Below are 15,587 nucleotides of genomic sequence, written 5' to 3' on the forward strand. Positions count from 1 at the left end.
CCAGCGCAGCGGAGATCGCCAGTCCCGCAGGCACTGTGCGTCGCAGGCGGGCCGCCGATTGCATTTACCGTCCTGCCGGCGTCTTCTTCTGGACGGCGACGCGCGTGTTTTCCAGCATTTCCGACAGCGCGTCCAGATCCTCTGTGGGTTGGCCGGAAAGAATCTCCGATACCGTTTCGTCGTAGTCGGCATGCATGGCGTCCCAAAGCGCCCTGCCCTCCGCCGAAAGGGTCACGGACTGGATCCGCCGGTCCGATCTTGACGTGATTTTTCTGACCAGGCCGTCCTGCTTCAGCCGCTTGACGACGCCCGTGATGTTGCCCTTGGTGACCATCAGGCTGGATGCGAGTTCTCCCATCGTCATGCCGTTCGGCGACAGCGCCAGGGCGGTAAGGACGTCATAGCGCGGCAGGCTGGAATTGAATTTCTCCGAGAAGCGCCGCATCAGAACCCGGTCGATGCTCGAAAAGCAGCGGAGCAGCCCCAGCCAGGCGCGGCGATGGTGGGCTTTATCCGGCAGCGACTCCAGGACCAGGTCGAATACGGTCGGCTTGTCCATGTTCCCCTCAGCGCGCGTCCTTGACGACCCGGCCGTCCTGAATCACGACCGGGACGTTCATGAGCACCGAGATATCGGTGAGCGGGTCGCCGGCAACGGCGATCAGGTCGGCAATCCTGCCCGGCTCCACCGTTCCCAGATCGTCCTGCATGCCAATGACCGCCGCGGCGTTCACGGTGGCCGTAACAATCGCCTCCTCCGGGGTCAGGCCGTGCTCGACGTACAACTCGAGTTCCCGGGCGTTATTGCCGTGCTTCGTTACCCCGGCGTCGGTGCCGGCGGCGATCGTAACGCCGGCCTTGTGCGCGGCGAATATGCGGGGCCCGTGATTGTCGAGAAAGCTCCGCATCAGGTCGACCATGTCGGCATCCGCTCCGACGATGTCCGCGCGGATGTTGTCCTGCACGGCCAGCGTAGGCACCAGGTAGACGCCGTTTTCGCGCATGATCCGGTGTGATTCCGCATTGTTGAACGAACCGTGTTCTATGGACCACGCCCCGAGACGCGCGGCCAGATTGATGCCATCGGTCCCGTGTGCATGCACGGCCACCTTCAGTTTGCGGGATCCGGCCACCTCCACAATCGAACGAAACTCGTCCTCGAGAATGACGGCGGGAGCGAACTGATTGCCGCAGGGCTTCGAGCCGCTGCAGGTGGCCGCGACCTTGATCAGGTCGGCGCCCATGTCGATCTGAACGCGCGTTGCGCGCCGGCAGGACTCCACGCTCCAGCAGGCGCCCGGCCCCTCGTCGGCGCCCAGCCGGATTGTGTGTCCCGCGGTGATGATGCGCGGGCCGGTCAGGAGGCCGTCGCGAATCCCGTCGCGCAGCGCGAAGATATGCCAGCCGTCGGCGCCGACGTTCCGGACGGTCGTAAACCCGGCCTCAAGCGTCTTCCTGGCATTGTCAATCGCGTTCACCATGAAATAGGCGTCGTCCTTCGCAGTGCGATGCTGGACCGCATACGGGTCCGATACGCCGTAACTGCGCTGGCCCTCGACGCCGAACTCCATGGACAGGTGCACATGCATGTCCATCAGGCCGGGCAGCACTACGGCGTCCCTCAGATCCAGATACTCGACGCTTGCGCCGGCGCCGCCCGCCGCGGCCGACGGATCGAGGAAGCCGTCCCGAACCGTGGCAATCCTTCCCTCGCTTACGACGATGGTCTGGTCCGTGAGCACGTTGCTGCCCGGCACGGCGATCACCGTTCCGGCATGAATGACCAGCGCGCCCGGCTCCTGCCAGTCAGATTCCGTTTCAGCCGCGAACGCCGGTCCCGGGCAAACCAGCACCACTCCGGCGAGCGCTCTTCCAACAAGCCGTTTCCAGTCCATCGTTCCCCCCAGGGCCCCGTTACCGTGGATACGTTTCTTCAAGGTCACGCGTTCGCAACGCGTCGAATTGACGCCGGGCACTCTTCAGCGCTTCCTTGTGTTCGTTCAGTATGCCCGGAAAGCGGTCGGCGTAGCTGTAGGCTTCGCCATCGATGCCGTCGGCGTCCAGCAGCATCTCGTACGGTGCGGCGAAACCCGGAAGCTGGTCGAACTTCTCGAACGCGCCGAGGCTGCCGAGATAGTAGGCATGGGTCACGTATTTCCAGTCCTGCGAACGCACGCCCACGACCCGCTCGTTGTTGAAGTAATAAAGGAAATCGTGCGCGGACTCGTCCGCGCCCCGGAACACGGGCAGCAGGCTGCGCCCGTCCACCATGGCCGCCGCCGTCTCAAGGCCGAGTATGTCGGCAATCGTCGGCAGCAAGTCGATGTTCATTGCCATGGTGCCGGTCACGCGGCCCGGAGCAATAGCCCCGGGCCAACTCGCAATCAGGGGCACGCGGTAGCCGCCGTCCCAGGAAGTGCCCTTGCCGCCCCTCAAACCGCCGGTCCCGCCTTCGAAGAACGGGCCGTTGTCGCTGGTGAAGACGACCAGCGTATTGTCCGCAATGCCCTGCTCTTCGAGCGCCGCCAGTATCTGCCCTGTGCTCCAGTCCAGCTCTTCAACCGTATCGCCGTACAGGCCGGCCGCCGATTTCCCGCGAAACTCCCCGGAGGCGTAGAGGGGGATGTGGGGAAAGGTGTGCGCGAGGAACAGCATGAATGGCGCGGCCGAATTCTCCGCAATGAAACGCACGGCCCGGTCCGTATACCGCCGGGTGAGAGTGCTCTGTTCGACCGGTTGCTCAACCAGGACGCCGCCGTCGTAGAGCGTGAAATTCGGCATGTCGTTGCTTGCCGGAACGCCGAAGAACCCGTCGAATCCATGTTTGAGCGGGAGATGTTCGGGGAAATTGCCCAGATGCCACTTGCCCACGTAGAGCGTCCTGTAGCCCCGCCGTTTCACCAGTTCGCCGAGCGTTTCCTCCGCTTCCGGGAGGCCGTGGGTCGATTCGGCATCGACCACCTTGAAGGCCAGGCCCGAGCGGATCGCATAGCGGCCCGTCATCAGCCCGGCCCGCGAAGGAGAGCAGACGTTCGCGCTCGCATATCCCTGCGTAAACCGCAGTCCGGACGCCGCCAGGCGGTCGATGTTCGGCGTCCTGATCCTGTTGGCGCCATACGCGCCAATGTCGCCGTAGCCGAGATCGTCGGCGAGGATTACGACGATATTCGGCGGTGCAGCGGCATGAGCGATAGGCCCGCCGGCGGGCGGCGCGTCCGCTTCACGAGCGTTTTCCGTCAGCGCACCCGGGTCCGCGCAGCCCGCGGCGAACAGCACAGACGCCGCTATTTTGGGCAGGCGGGCGCGCCAATTGCATGCCGAAACGATCTTCATGGAGGCCGGCAAGGATAAACGGGCGGCGTGGGGAGAATTTCGCGCCGCCCGTTTCAAGCAAGTAGCTTAGAAGTCCGCGGTCATCGTCCAGGCGAGATTGACGAACTGGCCGCCGGGCGTCGTGACCGCGCCCGAATGCGAGAAGCTGTCCACGCCCGAGTAATAGTCCTCGTCCAGCAGGTTCGACACGTTGAGCGTCAGGCTGTGATTGCTCCAGTCCAGTCCCGCCTGAAGGTTCACGATCGTCGCCGACGGCGAAACCCGGGGAAACACCGAGGCCGGAATGTCCGAGAAACGGGCCACCATTTCCGAGCGGTAGTTTGCCGTCAGCCGCACATAACCGCTGAAGCCGTTCGCTTCCCAGTCATACTGCCCGGAGACGGACGCTGTCGTTTCCGGCGCGCTGGGCAGCTCTTCGCCGCTCACGTCGCCCTGGGGCGCGTTGGCGAAACTGTCGAACTTGGCGTCCATGAATCCGATCGCGGCCATCAGCGTGATCGAATCGCCGACCAGGGTCTGGGCGCTGACCTCGAGGCCCTGGCTGCTCGCCGAATCGGCGTTCGCCACGACGTTAAGCGGGGCGAAGCCGGTCCCGTTTGGCGGGCAGTCCGCCGGTGAGGGCCTGATTTCCTGCCCGGGCAGACAGCGCGTCTGCGCCAGTCGGACCTGCATGTCCTCCCAGTCCATGCGGAAGACGGCGGCCTCCACCTGGGTGCGGCGATTGTTCAGGAAGGCCTTCCAGCCGATCTCGTAATTGGTGACGGTTTCCTCGTCGAACTGTGAACGCGGGTCGTAGCTTGGACCGCCGGTGCGTGACACGCCATCGGGCGCGGTCCGCGTCCCTGGCGCTCGATAGCCGGTGGAGATCGTCGCGTAGGCGGACGCATCGTCGCTGTAGTTCCAGTTGAGCGCCACGCGGGGTGAGAAGTTGCTGCCGTCGTTACTGGTATCCAGATAGGGATTGCCCGCCGTCTGGTCGAACCGACCGCCGCTCGTGAACTGAGCGCCGTTGGGGCCGGTGTAGATCAGCACGTCCTGTTCCGGTTGCAGCGCGCAATTGTCAAGGAACGGGGCCGGCACGCCGTCGACCACCGCGCGGCGGCCGCAAGCGAAGGACGCGTAGGTGTTCTGCCAGAACTGACGGTCGTCGTCGGACGAATACCGGCCGCTGACCGATACCGTCACCGCGTCCGTGACCTCGAACCCGAGGTCGAAGAAGGCCGCGAAGCCGTCCCGCTGCACCGTGATTTCGTTCTCATTGGGATGGTCGCCCGGGGTCGTGGCGCCCAGCGGCCCTCCACCCGGGAACCTGCCGGCCTCGATCACGTCGGCCCCGGAGATGATCGTGTTGTTCACCTGGGCTTCATCGTCGTAGGCGATGGCGCCCACCATCCATTGCACGGGCGTGGCGCCCATCATCAGGGGTTCGGTCGAGAACAGTCGGACCTCCTGGCTGAAGGACTCGCTCTCGTAGTCGGAAATCCGATTGAAGAAATTCATACCGCTGTTGTCGATGTCCTCGTACTGGTACATGTCGCTGTCGATCATGCCGGTAATCGCTGTAATGCCGAATCGCGAGCCCAGGTACTCGAGTTTCGCCGTGAGGACCAGGTTCTCGACGTCGGTGTATCCGGGCTGGTCTTCGCACATCTTGTCGCTGTTGCCGTTCTCGGCGAATATCGAATCGCCCAGGCCGCAGGTTGGCGCATTCGCCACGGGTCCGCCGGAAGCGTTGAAAAGGAACCCGGCCGGCCCGGACATGCTCGGTATGCGCGCCTGCTGGTGGTCTTCTTCCTCGATGTACTGCCCCGCCAGATCGATCGTCCAGTCGCCCGGTTTCCAGCGGACGGCGGCGCGCATGTTGAGGTTGTCATAGCCCGTGTCGTTGCCGGTAGGATGCAGGTTCTCCACGTAGCCGTCGCTGGACGTGAACGCCGCGCCGCCGCGCGCGAACAGCTCGTCGTTGACGGGCACGTTGCCGATAACTCCGTATTCGTAACCGCCGTGGTTGCCCACAGCCAGCCGGACCTTGGCCATGCCGTTCTCGTCGGGTTTCTTCGAGATGACATTGATGGCGCCGCCGGTCGCGTTGCGCCCGAAGTAGGTGCCCTGGGGTCCGCGAAGCACCTCGATGCGCTCGATGTCGTCCAGGGGCGGATTGGCGCTGCCGCTGGCCACGAAGGCGGTGCTGAAATCGTCGACGAAATAGCCGATGGTGGGCCGGGACTGGATCAGGCGTTCGTTGCCGCCGTTGGTCAGGTCGCCCAGTCCGCGAATCGAAATGTCGCCGTTCTTGTTGCCCTGCTGATCGTTGGCCGTGAACGCAACGTTGGGCGTCATCTCCAGGAAGTCCCTGGCGCCCTTGAAATTACTGCGTTCGATCTGCTCCGCGGAAAACGCGGTGATGCTGATGGGCACGTCCTGCAGGGTCTGCTCGCGGCGCTGTGCGGTCACGATGATCTCTTCGAGCGCCTGCGCGCCGTCTTCCTGCGCGGGCAGCGACGCCGGCAGGCTCATTGCGAGCAAGGGCAAAAGTGAAAAAACGGTCCTTCTGGTCATTTCTTCCCCCTTTTGGGTTGCGCCTGGCCGCCCCCCGGGGCACCGCCGGCTCTGTGAATCACGGACGAAACACTTTACAGCTAAACCTTTTCGCCCGTCAATCGTGTGCGCCGGGGGCGCTCAGGACATCAGGTTCGGCAGCAGCAGCGCGATGGCCGGCAGCAGGATCAACAGCGCGAGCCGCAGGAAATCCGCCAGCAGGAACGGCCCCAGTCCGCGGAATATCTTCTGCACGGGTACGTCCGGCAACATCGAGCCGACCACGAAAACGTTCATCCCCACCGGTGGCGTGATGAGTCCGATTTCCGCAACGATGATCACGAATATGCCAAACCAGACCGGATCGAAACCCACCCCGACGAGCACCGGGAAGAAGATCGGCAGGGTGAGCAGCAGCAACGAACTGCTCTCGAGAATGCAGCCGAGCGCGAGAAACACGAGGACCGTGATTCCCAGTATCGTCATCGCCGAAAAACCGGAATCCGAGATCAGTTCCAGCAGGATGACCGGCACGCCGGTAATGGTCACGAGGTTGGCGAACAGGAGCGCGCCCAGGAACACGAGAAAGAGGCTGACCGATGTCTTGACGGTGCTGACCAGTGCCTTCATCAAGGCGGCGACGGTGAGTTGCCGCCGGATCAGTGAAATCACGAGGGCCCCGGCCGCGCCGACGCCGGCGGCCTCCATCGCGGTGAATATGCCGATGTATATGCCGCCGATGATGAGCGTGAACAGCGCCAGGATCGGCCACACGCCGGTCAGCGAACGCAGGCGCACGCGCCAGCCGCTCCTTTCACCGGCAGGACCATAGGCGGGCCGCCAGCGGGTAACGGCGGCGATCGTGAGCATGTACAGCGCGATCGTCAGCAGGCCGGGAAGAATGCCGGCAATCATCATCTTGGCCAGCGACACGCCGGTTATCAGCGAGTAGAAGACCATGCCGACGCTGGGTGGAATGAGAACGCCCAGCGTCCCGCCCACGGCGACGGACGCGGCGGCGAAACCGGGCTCGTAGCGGTAATCGCGCATTTCCGGCACGGAGATCCCCGTCATCGTCGCGGCGCAGGCGTAGCTGGAGCCCGATATCGCGGCGAAGCCCCCGCTGGCGCCGATCGTGGCCATCGCCAGGCCGCCGCGGCGATGGCCGAGAAAGGCGTAGGCGCACGCGTACAGGTCCCGCGCAAGCCCGGTGCGCCCGATGATATTGCCCATCAGTATGAACAGCGGCAGCACCGAGAAGTTGTAGTTCGTGGCCGCGTCCAGGCCGACCTGGCCGATCATGATGAAGGCGGCCTCGGGACCGCGCACTAGCGCGAACCCGGCCACGCCGACCAGGGCCAGGCTGAATGCGATCGGCAGGCCGGCCAGCAGCAGCAACAGCAGCAGGACGACGGCCGCGACGAACAGGGTCACGCCTGCTCCTCCCCGGGCCCCGGCCCGGTGAAAAGATTGCCGACCGCGAAAAGGACGGCGATGCCGGTCGTGACCGCAGAATAGCCCGCCATCCAGCTGACCGGGATGCGGATCGACTCGAAATACTCGCCGTTACCGGAAAAATACGCCGTTTGCCAGAACATCTGGCCGGCCAGGACCGCCAGGGCGCCGACAATGACGAGTTTGACGGCGAAGTCCCGCCACTTCCTCTGCCCTTGCGTCATTCGCCGGTCAAGCAGGCGCACGCGCAGGTGCTCGTCGTCGAGGACCACAAGCGGCAGTCCGGTAAACACGAGCAGGCAGACCAGGCACTGAACGAGCACGTGACCACCGGGCACGGGCTGGCCCAGGAAGTAGCGGCCAATCACGTCGACGAAAGTCAGCAGCATCAGCACGATCAGCAGGCTCCCCGTGAGCCACCGGAGGACCCGCCTGGAGAGCGAAAGAACAGCCTTCACCGCGCGGTCTCCCCTTCGTCCCCCGGGACTTCGCCTGCCATGCGCGGCCCGCCGAGCCGCTCGCTCTCGCGCCGCACCTCCTCGCGGAAGTACTGAAGCGCGGCCTCGGCGTCCACCCCCGCGGCCTCGGCCTTCGCCATCCATTCGATGTCCAGGAACGCCGTGGCCTCACGAAGTTCGTCGTCAAACCCGGCGGCCGTCTTCACATCGACGATGCCGGCCGCCCTCATTTCCTCGGCCGACGCCGCCCCTTCCCTGTTGAAGACTTTCGCCGCCCGGCGGGCGTACGCCTCGCCCGAAATCCCGAGTATCGCCGCCTGGTCCTCGGCCGATATGCGCGACCAGCTGCCGGCGTTGGCTGTCAGGAAAAACCCCCCGAAGCTCAGCCCAACGCCTCCGGCCAGGCGCGTCTGATAGCGAAGATACGGCTGCAGGCCCAACCGGGTAACGCCGCTGTAGGGCATGCTCACGCCATCGAGGATTCCGCGCGACAGCGCATCGTGTATTTCCGGCGCGGTCAGGAACACGGGAATCGCGCCGACGGCGGACAGCAAGCGCGCGCCCACGTCGCTGGGCGCCGCCATCTTGAGCCCGCGTATGTCGTCAAGCCGCCGGATCGGCTTCTCCACCGTGAACCAGTGCTGAGTGCCGCTGGCGTGCAGCGCCAGCAAGCGCGTGCCGGCGAATTCCTCGGCGCGGTGGAGAAAGCGCTCGTGTGTGCGCCACAAGGCGACCGAGAGGGCCTCCACGTCGCTGCTGGCCAGAAACGGCGTTTCATTGACCTGCGTCACGACGAAGCGGCCCGGCGTCGAGCTCTGGTTGCCGCCGGCGATATCGACCAGCCCGGCCCAGGCCATGTCGAAGTTGCGCCGATAGCTGCCCAGCGGCGCAACGCTGAACCTCAGCCTGACCCGCCCTTGCGTGACCCGCGCGACATCCCCGGCCCAGGGCACGAGCACGTCGGTGTGGTAGAAGTGATTCGGTGGCGCGACCTGGTTGACCACCAGCTCGATCGGTTCCCCCGCGCCGGCCGCGTGCGGCGCGCAAACGAGTATCAGCGCACCGATCAGCCCGTAAGGCCAGGCGGAGCGGTCCATCTGCACCACCGGATTGGGCAGGTCAACCCCCTAAGGTGTTACCTTGACCCGTTGCGTTTGCCTCAGCCTGTCGTCCCATGAGCCGCCGAGAAACGCCGCAATGTCCGGAATGACCCGCTCGGGGGCTTCGACATAGGGATAGTGCCCCAGTCCCTCGTATTTCTTGAGGAAAGTCGGAGCGGACGTCATCCAGTGTTGAAATACATCCCCCTCCAGGTGCATGACCACCGGGTTCGCCTTTCCCCACAGGATCAGAGTCGGCGCCTTTATTCCGGTGAGGATGGCCTGGGTGTCGCCCGTCTCGAAAAAATATTTCGACACCGGTGTGGTTTCCGAACGGCGGTTGACGTCGTAGGCAAGATCGATAAACCAGGAAGGCGCATCCGCGTCCGACGGAAAATTCCCGTTGACCGTAAACTCCCAATACTCGCGGGGCTTGACCGGCATGTCGTCCCATTGAGCGAGTTCCGGACGCGCCCGGTTCGGGTCCGTGCGCGCCGTCCGGGGCATGCCGGCGGAATTGATGAGCACAAGCCGGGTGACGTTTTCCGGGAACCGTGACGCGTAACGGAATCCGACGCTGCCCCCGCTGGACGTCGCGACCAGGGCGAACTGTTCGAGACCGAGTTCCTCGACAAGGCCGCTCAAGACCTCCACGTTGCGCTCGATCAGGTTGAACTTGCCGCCCGGCGGTTCTTTCGTCTCAGGCCCGCTCAGTCCCACATTCGGAAAATCGAAGCGAATGACCCGGTAGTCGTTTACAAGTTCTTCCGTCAGCTGATCCCAGGCCAGCAGGTTGAAGTACGACGCGTGAAGCAGAACCACGACCGGCCCCTGCCCTTCATCGCGGTAGTGAATCTCGGCGCCGTCGATGGTCACGAACCGGGAACCGTCACCGGCATACTTCTTGCGAAGATCCTCCAGGCTGATAGGCGAAGGACCTTGCGCAAGAGCCGTAAAAGACATGCCCATCATTGCAACGAAAAGAGGAAAGTATTTCATGGTTGTCACCCCGATCAAGGCGAACGCGCCCTGAGAAAACGTGTGCCGATGATAGTGACCACCATAAAGCCCACGGTCAAGAGAAACGCCAGGTCATAGGAACCCTGGCTATCGAACAGCACGCCGGTGAGCCAGCTTCCCGAGCCGGCGCCGACAGCCTCGATAATTACAAACAGCCCCATCAGTCGGCCCAGGGCGCGGGGCGGAAAGGTGTTGGAAATGGTCAGTTGGGTCAGTGCATAGGCGCCGCCCCAGCCAAAACCGATACAGGACAGTCCGATCCAGGCGCCTTCCGCGCCCTGGAAAATCATGACCAGAGCACCAACCAGGATGAAGGCCTGAAACCCGATCCAGATGGGCTTGACGCCCCATTTCTCCACCAGGAACCCGGAGGCGATTTTGCCGACAAGACCAGAGATAAAGATGACGGTAAAACCCGTTGCCGCGGCGCCCGGCTCGAAACCCTGATCACGCAGATAAAGGAAGGTGTGCTGGATAAACGCATTGGCGGCATAGAAGATGAGAGCCGCAATCACGCCCAGCAGAACAAAATTGAAGGTCCTGACCTGGGCCCACACTTCGCTCATGTCGATATCGTGCGATCCCGCAGGATCGGTTCCAGGCGCCGCCTCGCCACCGAGCGGCTGCACACTCAGGTCGGAAGGTCTTTCACGGACCAGAAGGTAGAGAACCGGTATGAGCACGATGGGCAGGCAGCCCAAAACCTGAACGGCATCGCGCCAGTGCATCTGACCGATAAGCCATGCGCTGAGCTGGGGGAGAAAAGCGCTGCCGAGACTGGTTCCGGCCAAAGCCAGTCCCAGAGCAATGCCGCGCTTGGTTACAAACCAGTTCGACAACAGGACGACGACGACGACTATGTTGGTGGCCGAGACGCACAGGCCCATGAGGACGTGGATCAAGTAGATGTGCGTCGGGCTGGAAATGGTCGAATAAAAAAACAGTGCGGCGCTGAGGAACAAAAGCCCGGCAAAAATAACAGGGCGAGCGCCGTAGCGGTCGGCAAAGTAGCCCACCAACGGTCCTGAAAGCCCGGCGCACATGACCGTAATGAAGTCACGAAACTTGAGCGTTCCGCGCGATATGCCCAGTTCTTCAAGTATCAGTTCGTCAAATACCGGAATTCCGGCCAGCGTCAGGCCATGGGCCGTCCACAACAGCAGGAACATGCATCCGACGATGACCCATCCGTAAAAGACGGGCAGCCGGGCTACCGTACGGGCAAACGTCATGGTTTACGGGTCAAGTCATTTGTCCGGACAATCAACGGAACCCGTGAAAATCCCGAAGGCTGCAACTAGTGCACCTGGCGCAAAAAACGGGCCAGTACGTCTTTGTATGCGGCGGGATGGGTGATTTGGGGCACGTGGCCGGCCCCTTCAATGACCGCCTCCTGCGCATTGTGCAGCACATCGAGCAGCGTTGACGAGCCGCTGAGGATGGTGCCCGATTCTTCGCTGCCCCGGATGACGAGACATGGCGTGGTGCTGCCTTTCAACGAGCCGGCGAAGTTCTCCATGTTCATGTGCATTTCCCCGCAGCCCCGGGCGGTGGCCTCGGAAACGGGCTTGCAACTGCGCGTCAGGGGATCGGCGGCGCGTTCCCCGGCGGGGATATCGCCAAGCTTTACCGCCCACTCCACAACCGGCAAAAAATATTCCCGCGGAGGCGCCTTGCAGGTGGTGCTGCTGAAAACGGCAGCGCCGACACGGTCTCCGTGCCGGGCGAGGAGTTCCTGCGCAACCATGCCGCCCATCGAGTGACCGACGATCACGGCCCGTTCAACGCCCTCCTGATCAAGGACGGCCAGGGCATCCCCGGCCAGGGCGGCGAGGTTATAGCCGTCGATGTCGGTCCCCTCACTTTCGCCATGACCTCTCAGGTCCATGCAAATCAGCCGGTAGTGGGGGCTCAGAACGGGAATCTGGTCCCGCCAAAGGGCGATGGTGGACGTGTAGCCATGCATGAACAGGACCGGCGGTCCGGCGCCTTCGGTCTCGTAGTGCAGCTTCAGTGCATCGTTTGTGACGTGGGGCATGGCCGGTCAATCGAACACGTGGCCGCCATCCACGAAGATGGTCTGGCCGGTCATGAAGTCGCTGGCCGGGGAACAGAGAAACGTCAGTGTGCCCACCAGGTCCTCCGCGTATTCCCAACGCTGGATGGCTCTGCCCGCGGCGGACCGGTCGAGGACTTCCCCGGGATACAACGCGATGATGGGCTCGGTTGCGACCATGCCGGGGGCAAGGGCGTTTACGGTGATGTTGAAGGGCCCCAGGGCACGGGCCATGGCCCGGGTCATGCCGATAATCCCGCTCTTGGTGGCCACGTAATGAACGAGGTCCCCCGGCCCTGACCTGGACACGGTGGAAGTGAGATTGACGATCTTGCCCCCGCCGCGCTGTTTCATGGACGGTACCGCCAACTGGCTCAGCAGAAATGCGCCCTTGAGGTTTGCATCGAGAACCTTGTCGAACTCTTCCTCCGGAATGTCCACGAAGTCGAACGTGGTGGCATAGCCGGCGTTGTTGACCAGAATATCGATGCCGCCAAAGCCGTCGACGATCTGGTCCACGGCCTCCTGAAGCTGTCTTTTATCGCCAACGTCGGCAGTCAGGCCCAAAGCCTTGTGTCCCGCCTTCGTCAACACGTCGGCGGCATCGGCTACCTTGTCCGGCTTGATGTCAATGAGGCCGATGGCCGCGCCTGCTTCGGCAAGGGCCCTGGCGTAGTGACGGGCGATATCTCCCCCGCCCCCGGTGATCACGGCGACCTTTCCGTCGATGTCGCCGGCGGACAATACGCTGGATGCATTGGGCGCCCTTTTTTCGTGTTCAGTCAAAGATATGTCCGCCGTCCACGATGAAGGCCTGGCCGGTGACAAAGTCGCTGGCGGTCGAACACAGGTACAGGAGCGTTCCCACAATATCCTTGGGATGCGCATCGCGTTGAATGGCACGCATCCTGGCGTACTGTTCGAAGACTTCCGGCGGATACATGCCGTCCATCTGCTCGGTACGGGTCAGCCCCGGTACCAGGGTGTTGACCGTCACCCCGTGATTGCCCAGTCCTTTGGACAACGCCCGGGTGAGACCGATGACGCCTCCCTTCGCGGCCACGTAGTGTGCGGCTTCGGCCACGGGGCTCCAGAAGGTAGCCGACGACACGTTGATGATCCGGCCCCAGCCGCGCTCCATCATGTGAGGCGCGACCGCTTGGGCGCCGAAGAAGCACCCGCGCATGTTGACGGCCACGACCTTGTCCCATGCCTCTTGTGGCCACTCGTACCACGGCACCCCATGGGTTTGATCGGTGGTGCCGAAACCGGCGTTGTTGATAAGGATGTCGACGTGTCCAAACTCCCTGACGGTCGCGTCCACGGCCGCGCCAAAGGCGTTACGGTCCGTAACGTCCGTTTCCACGGCCCGTGCGCGCCCGCCCCCGGATACGATTTCTTCCGCCACGCCTTCCGCCTGATCGGCCAACACATCCAGCACCGAGACGGCGGCGCCCCGTTCGGCCAGAGCGCGTGCGTAGGCGGCTCCCAATCCCCTTGCCGCGCCCGTGACGACAGCAACTCTTTCCGAAAATTCGTCCACCGGATTACCGTATGAACTCCGCTCCCGGATGTGCCCGCGGCTGGCTTTGCAAATAGTCGATATGGCGAGACAGGGCCTTGTCAATTCGGGTCAGGAGACCCGGTTTGAAATGGAGGGAGCGAAGGATGGGGATATCCTGCATAAAGAAGTCGACCTCCATGTTGATTACGAAATCGGCCCATTTGGCCGCCTCATTAACCGCCTCGGACGAACCGTTGCCCTTGTCGGCTGCCGCGACAAAGTAGATTTCCGAGTAACCCGGCTTCGGAATGGTCTGGGCGGCAAAAAAGCCAAACCACTTGCCGTCAAGATCGCCACTCAGATAGAGGCAGTTGTTCCCGTAAATGCCCTGGTGATTGTTGTAGGGCGTTCCGTAGCGGTTGGTGGACAGGATGCGAAACTCGGCGAAGTGATCGGACCACACAATGCCGTTTTCCGGGTTGGCGTCTCTGAAAGTCATCTCGTGCACGGACACGAAGTGCTGAAAGTCCAGGGGATTGGTGATTACCATCCAGGGATCGAGGGGAAGTGCGGAGCGGTCCGGATCGTCGGGGAAGTAGTCCAGCTTGATGGCCGCCGTGCATAACTCGCTGTCCTCGTAACGCCTGGTTTCATCGACGTTGCGAAAGTCGGGCAGGTCCCACAATGGCTCTTCACCGTTGAAGGCAAAAATGAGGCCCCAACGTTCCTGGCTGGGATACTCGAAAAGGCGAGCCGACGGGGGTGGCGGATCTCCCGCGCCGGTCTTGACGCAGGTGCCGGTGCCATCGTATTGCCAATGGTGATAGGGGCAGCGGATACGGTTATCCACCACGGCGCCCTCTTTGAGATTGGCCCCCATGTGCACGCAAAAGGCGCTGAAAACGTGAGCCTGGCCATCGGGGCCCCGGAATACGATCACTTCGCCGTCCAGGAACGACCGTCCGACTATTTCGCCTTGTTTGGCTTCCGATGAAAGACAGATGGGATACCAGCTTTGACTGAACAGTCCATCATCGCCTTCGCGCCAGAACTCCTTGGATACGGGCCTGCGACGCTGTTGGCTACCGTCTTCAGAATGATCCGCGCGCGTATTCATTTTGCGTCCCCTGACTCTTCCGGTCCCGTTCCTGCCTGGAAGCAGGCTTATCGGAATTATGCATATACATCGTCGGTGGGCTAGAAGTGGTACTTCAGATTGAGGCCGAGGCTCAGGAACCTAAGGTCGTCGGTCATCAGCTTGTACCGCACCCGGGTGCCGCCCGGGCTGCGGGCGGACTCATGACTGCGCAACTGGTCCCACTCGCGCTGGTGCTCGAGTTCTCCGAAGTCCGCCCAGCGGAGCTTGAGCCCGATGCTCAAGGCCTCGCGGAGCCGGTAATCCACGCCGGCGACAAGCTGATAGCCGAATACCGTGTCGGAATGCCTGGCGTTGCCAATCGTGGTGGTCCCGGCAAGTTTTTCGTTCAGCCTGAGACCCTGCGGTTCGCTGCCGAAAGTGGTGATGCTCGCCGGATCGATGCGCCGCGCCCAGTGGTTGAAGTAATCGAGCGAAACCCGGGAAAACCCGGCGCCCACGCCAACGTAGGGTGTCAGCCGGGAATCCGAACGGAAATCGTAGTGCAGATTGGCGAACAGGCTGTGCGACACGGCATCGCCCAGCACGGCCTCCACGACCGCCAGTTCCTGCTCGCGCTTCAGACGCTGTATCGCGTCCTCGTCGGCGATCGTTACGGATTCGTCCGTGGAATCGTGTCCGACGCCACTGTAGAAGTACTCGCCTTCAAGCCGGAAGTTTCCCCGGCGGTATCCCACCGACGCCCCGGCGAGAATGCCGTTGCCGCCGTCATGCTCGAAAAACCAGAGTCCGGGCGCGGGATCGGCGCATCCGGGACCTGCCGGATCCTCCAGGTAGGCCTCGCTGTTGATGAAGCCGTCGCAGCGGGTTGACACGTCGTTGTCGGTCATAGACGTATCCACGCTGGGCGCGGACGCCGCGCCGATTTCCAGTCCGAAATAAAACCCGTCCTGCGCCTGCGCCACGGAAACGGACGCCACAAGGGCCAGCGCGGCGAGCAGCAGCAAGAAGCATGCTTTCATGTGTT

At 63.0% G+C, this 15,587-nt stretch carries 14 protein-coding genes; all 14 read right to left on the reverse strand.

Annotated elements, in window-relative coordinates; genetic code table 11:
- Positions 1–64: 64 nt before the first annotated feature.
- The 14 genes from F4Y72_02965 to F4Y72_03030 all read right to left on the reverse strand — a co-directional run bounded on the left by F4Y72_02965 (position 65) and on the right by F4Y72_03030 (position 15,582).
- Positions 65–559: a MarR family transcriptional regulator gene (locus tag F4Y72_02965; GenBank protein ID MXZ27248.1), complete on the reverse strand. Its 495-nt coding sequence runs from the start codon at positions 557–559 to the stop codon at positions 65–67.
- A gap of 7 nt (positions 560–566) precedes the next feature.
- A complete protein-coding gene (locus F4Y72_02970; GenBank protein ID MXZ27249.1) occupies positions 567–1,937 on the reverse strand; it encodes an amidohydrolase family protein in 1,371 nt (456 codons plus the stop codon).
- On the reverse strand, positions 1,915–3,333 hold the full coding sequence (locus F4Y72_02975) for a sulfatase (GenBank protein MXZ27250.1): 1,419 nt from the start codon (positions 3,331–3,333) through the stop codon (positions 1,915–1,917). Before F4Y72_02975 ends, F4Y72_02970 begins: the two co-directional genes overlap by 23 nt.
- 66 nt (positions 3,334–3,399) lie before the next feature.
- Positions 3,400–5,892, reverse strand: a complete 2,493-nt coding sequence (locus F4Y72_02980) for a TonB-dependent receptor (protein MXZ27251.1) — start codon at positions 5,890–5,892, stop codon at positions 3,400–3,402.
- 120 nt (positions 5,893–6,012) lie between these two features.
- Positions 6,013–7,305 carry a TRAP transporter large permease gene (locus F4Y72_02985; GenBank protein MXZ27252.1) on the reverse strand — a complete coding sequence of 431 codons (1,293 nt, stop codon included), beginning with the start codon at positions 7,303–7,305 and terminating at the stop codon, positions 6,013–6,015.
- Positions 7,302–7,928: a TRAP transporter small permease gene (locus F4Y72_02990; GenBank protein MXZ27253.1), complete on the reverse strand. Its 627-nt coding sequence runs from the start codon at positions 7,926–7,928 to the stop codon at positions 7,302–7,304. Before F4Y72_02990 ends, F4Y72_02985 begins: the two co-directional genes overlap by 4 nt.
- Positions 7,781–8,881: a hypothetical protein gene (locus F4Y72_02995; protein ID MXZ27254.1), complete on the reverse strand. Its 1,101-nt coding sequence runs from the start codon at positions 8,879–8,881 to the stop codon at positions 7,781–7,783. Before F4Y72_02995 ends, F4Y72_02990 begins: the two co-directional genes overlap by 148 nt.
- A gap of 30 nt (positions 8,882–8,911) precedes the next feature.
- Positions 8,912–9,883 (reverse strand): alpha/beta hydrolase, encoded by a 972-nt coding sequence (locus F4Y72_03000; protein ID MXZ27255.1) that lies wholly within the window; start codon positions 9,881–9,883, stop codon positions 8,912–8,914.
- 14 nt (positions 9,884–9,897) lie between these two features.
- Positions 9,898–11,136 (reverse strand): MFS transporter, encoded by a 1,239-nt coding sequence (locus tag F4Y72_03005; GenBank protein ID MXZ27256.1) that lies wholly within the window; start codon positions 11,134–11,136, stop codon positions 9,898–9,900.
- Positions 11,137–11,201: 65 nt separating this feature from the next.
- Positions 11,202–11,942, reverse strand: coding sequence for an alpha/beta fold hydrolase (locus F4Y72_03010; GenBank protein ID MXZ27257.1), 741 nt, complete (start codon positions 11,940–11,942; stop codon positions 11,202–11,204).
- Between the two features lie 6 nt (positions 11,943–11,948).
- Positions 11,949–12,848 (reverse strand): SDR family oxidoreductase, encoded by a 900-nt coding sequence (locus F4Y72_03015; protein ID MXZ27258.1) that lies wholly within the window; start codon positions 12,846–12,848, stop codon positions 11,949–11,951.
- Positions 12,739–13,587: an SDR family oxidoreductase gene (locus tag F4Y72_03020; protein MXZ27259.1), complete on the reverse strand. Its 849-nt coding sequence runs from the start codon at positions 13,585–13,587 to the stop codon at positions 12,739–12,741. The genes F4Y72_03015 and F4Y72_03020 overlap by 110 nt, the downstream gene beginning before the upstream one ends.
- On the reverse strand, positions 13,508–14,581 hold the full coding sequence (locus F4Y72_03025; protein MXZ27260.1) for a Rieske (2Fe-2S) protein: 1,074 nt from the start codon (positions 14,579–14,581) through the stop codon (positions 13,508–13,510). The genes F4Y72_03020 and F4Y72_03025 overlap by 80 nt, the downstream gene beginning before the upstream one ends.
- 80 nt (positions 14,582–14,661) lie before the next feature.
- Positions 14,662–15,582, reverse strand: coding sequence for a porin family protein (locus F4Y72_03030; protein MXZ27261.1), 921 nt, complete (start codon positions 15,580–15,582; stop codon positions 14,662–14,664).
- Positions 15,583–15,587: the final 5 nt, after the last annotated feature.

The sequence above is a fragment of the Gammaproteobacteria bacterium genome (genome assembly GCA_009838035.1).
Classification (GTDB): Bacteria; Pseudomonadota; Gammaproteobacteria; order Steroidobacterales; family Foliamicaceae; genus Foliamicus.

Coding starts and splice junctions, on each gene's coding strand:
- F4Y72_02965 (MXZ27248.1), bottom strand. CDS start 559: ATGGACAAGCCGACCGTATTCGACCTGGTCCTGGAGTCGCTGCCGGAT.
- F4Y72_02975 (MXZ27250.1), bottom strand. CDS start 3,333: ATGAAGATCGTTTCGGCATGCAATTGGCGCGCCCGCCTGCCCAAAATA.
- F4Y72_02980 (MXZ27251.1), bottom strand. CDS start 5,892: ATGACCAGAAGGACCGTTTTTTCACTTTTGCCCTTGCTCGCAATGAGC.
- F4Y72_02990 (MXZ27253.1), bottom strand. CDS start 7,928: ATGGATGGCGAAGGCCGAGGCCGCGGGGGTGGACGCCGAGGCCGCGCT.
- F4Y72_02995 (MXZ27254.1), bottom strand. CDS start 8,881: ATGGACCGCTCCGCCTGGCCTTACGGGCTGATCGGTGCGCTGATACTC.
- F4Y72_03000 (MXZ27255.1), bottom strand. CDS start 9,883: ATGAAATACTTTCCTCTTTTCGTTGCAATGATGGGCATGTCTTTTACG.
- F4Y72_03005 (MXZ27256.1), bottom strand. CDS start 11,136: ATGACGTTTGCCCGTACGGTAGCCCGGCTGCCCGTCTTTTACGGATGG.
- F4Y72_03010 (MXZ27257.1), bottom strand. CDS start 11,942: ATGCCCCACGTCACAAACGATGCACTGAAGCTGCACTACGAGACCGAA.
- F4Y72_03015 (MXZ27258.1), bottom strand. CDS start 12,848: ATGCGCATCCCAAGGATATTGTGGGAACGCTCCTGTACCTGTGTTCGA.
- F4Y72_03025 (MXZ27260.1), bottom strand. CDS start 14,581: ATGAATACGCGCGCGGATCATTCTGAAGACGGTAGCCAACAGCGTCGC.
- F4Y72_03030 (MXZ27261.1), bottom strand. CDS start 15,582: ATGAAAGCATGCTTCTTGCTGCTGCTCGCCGCGCTGGCCCTTGTGGCG.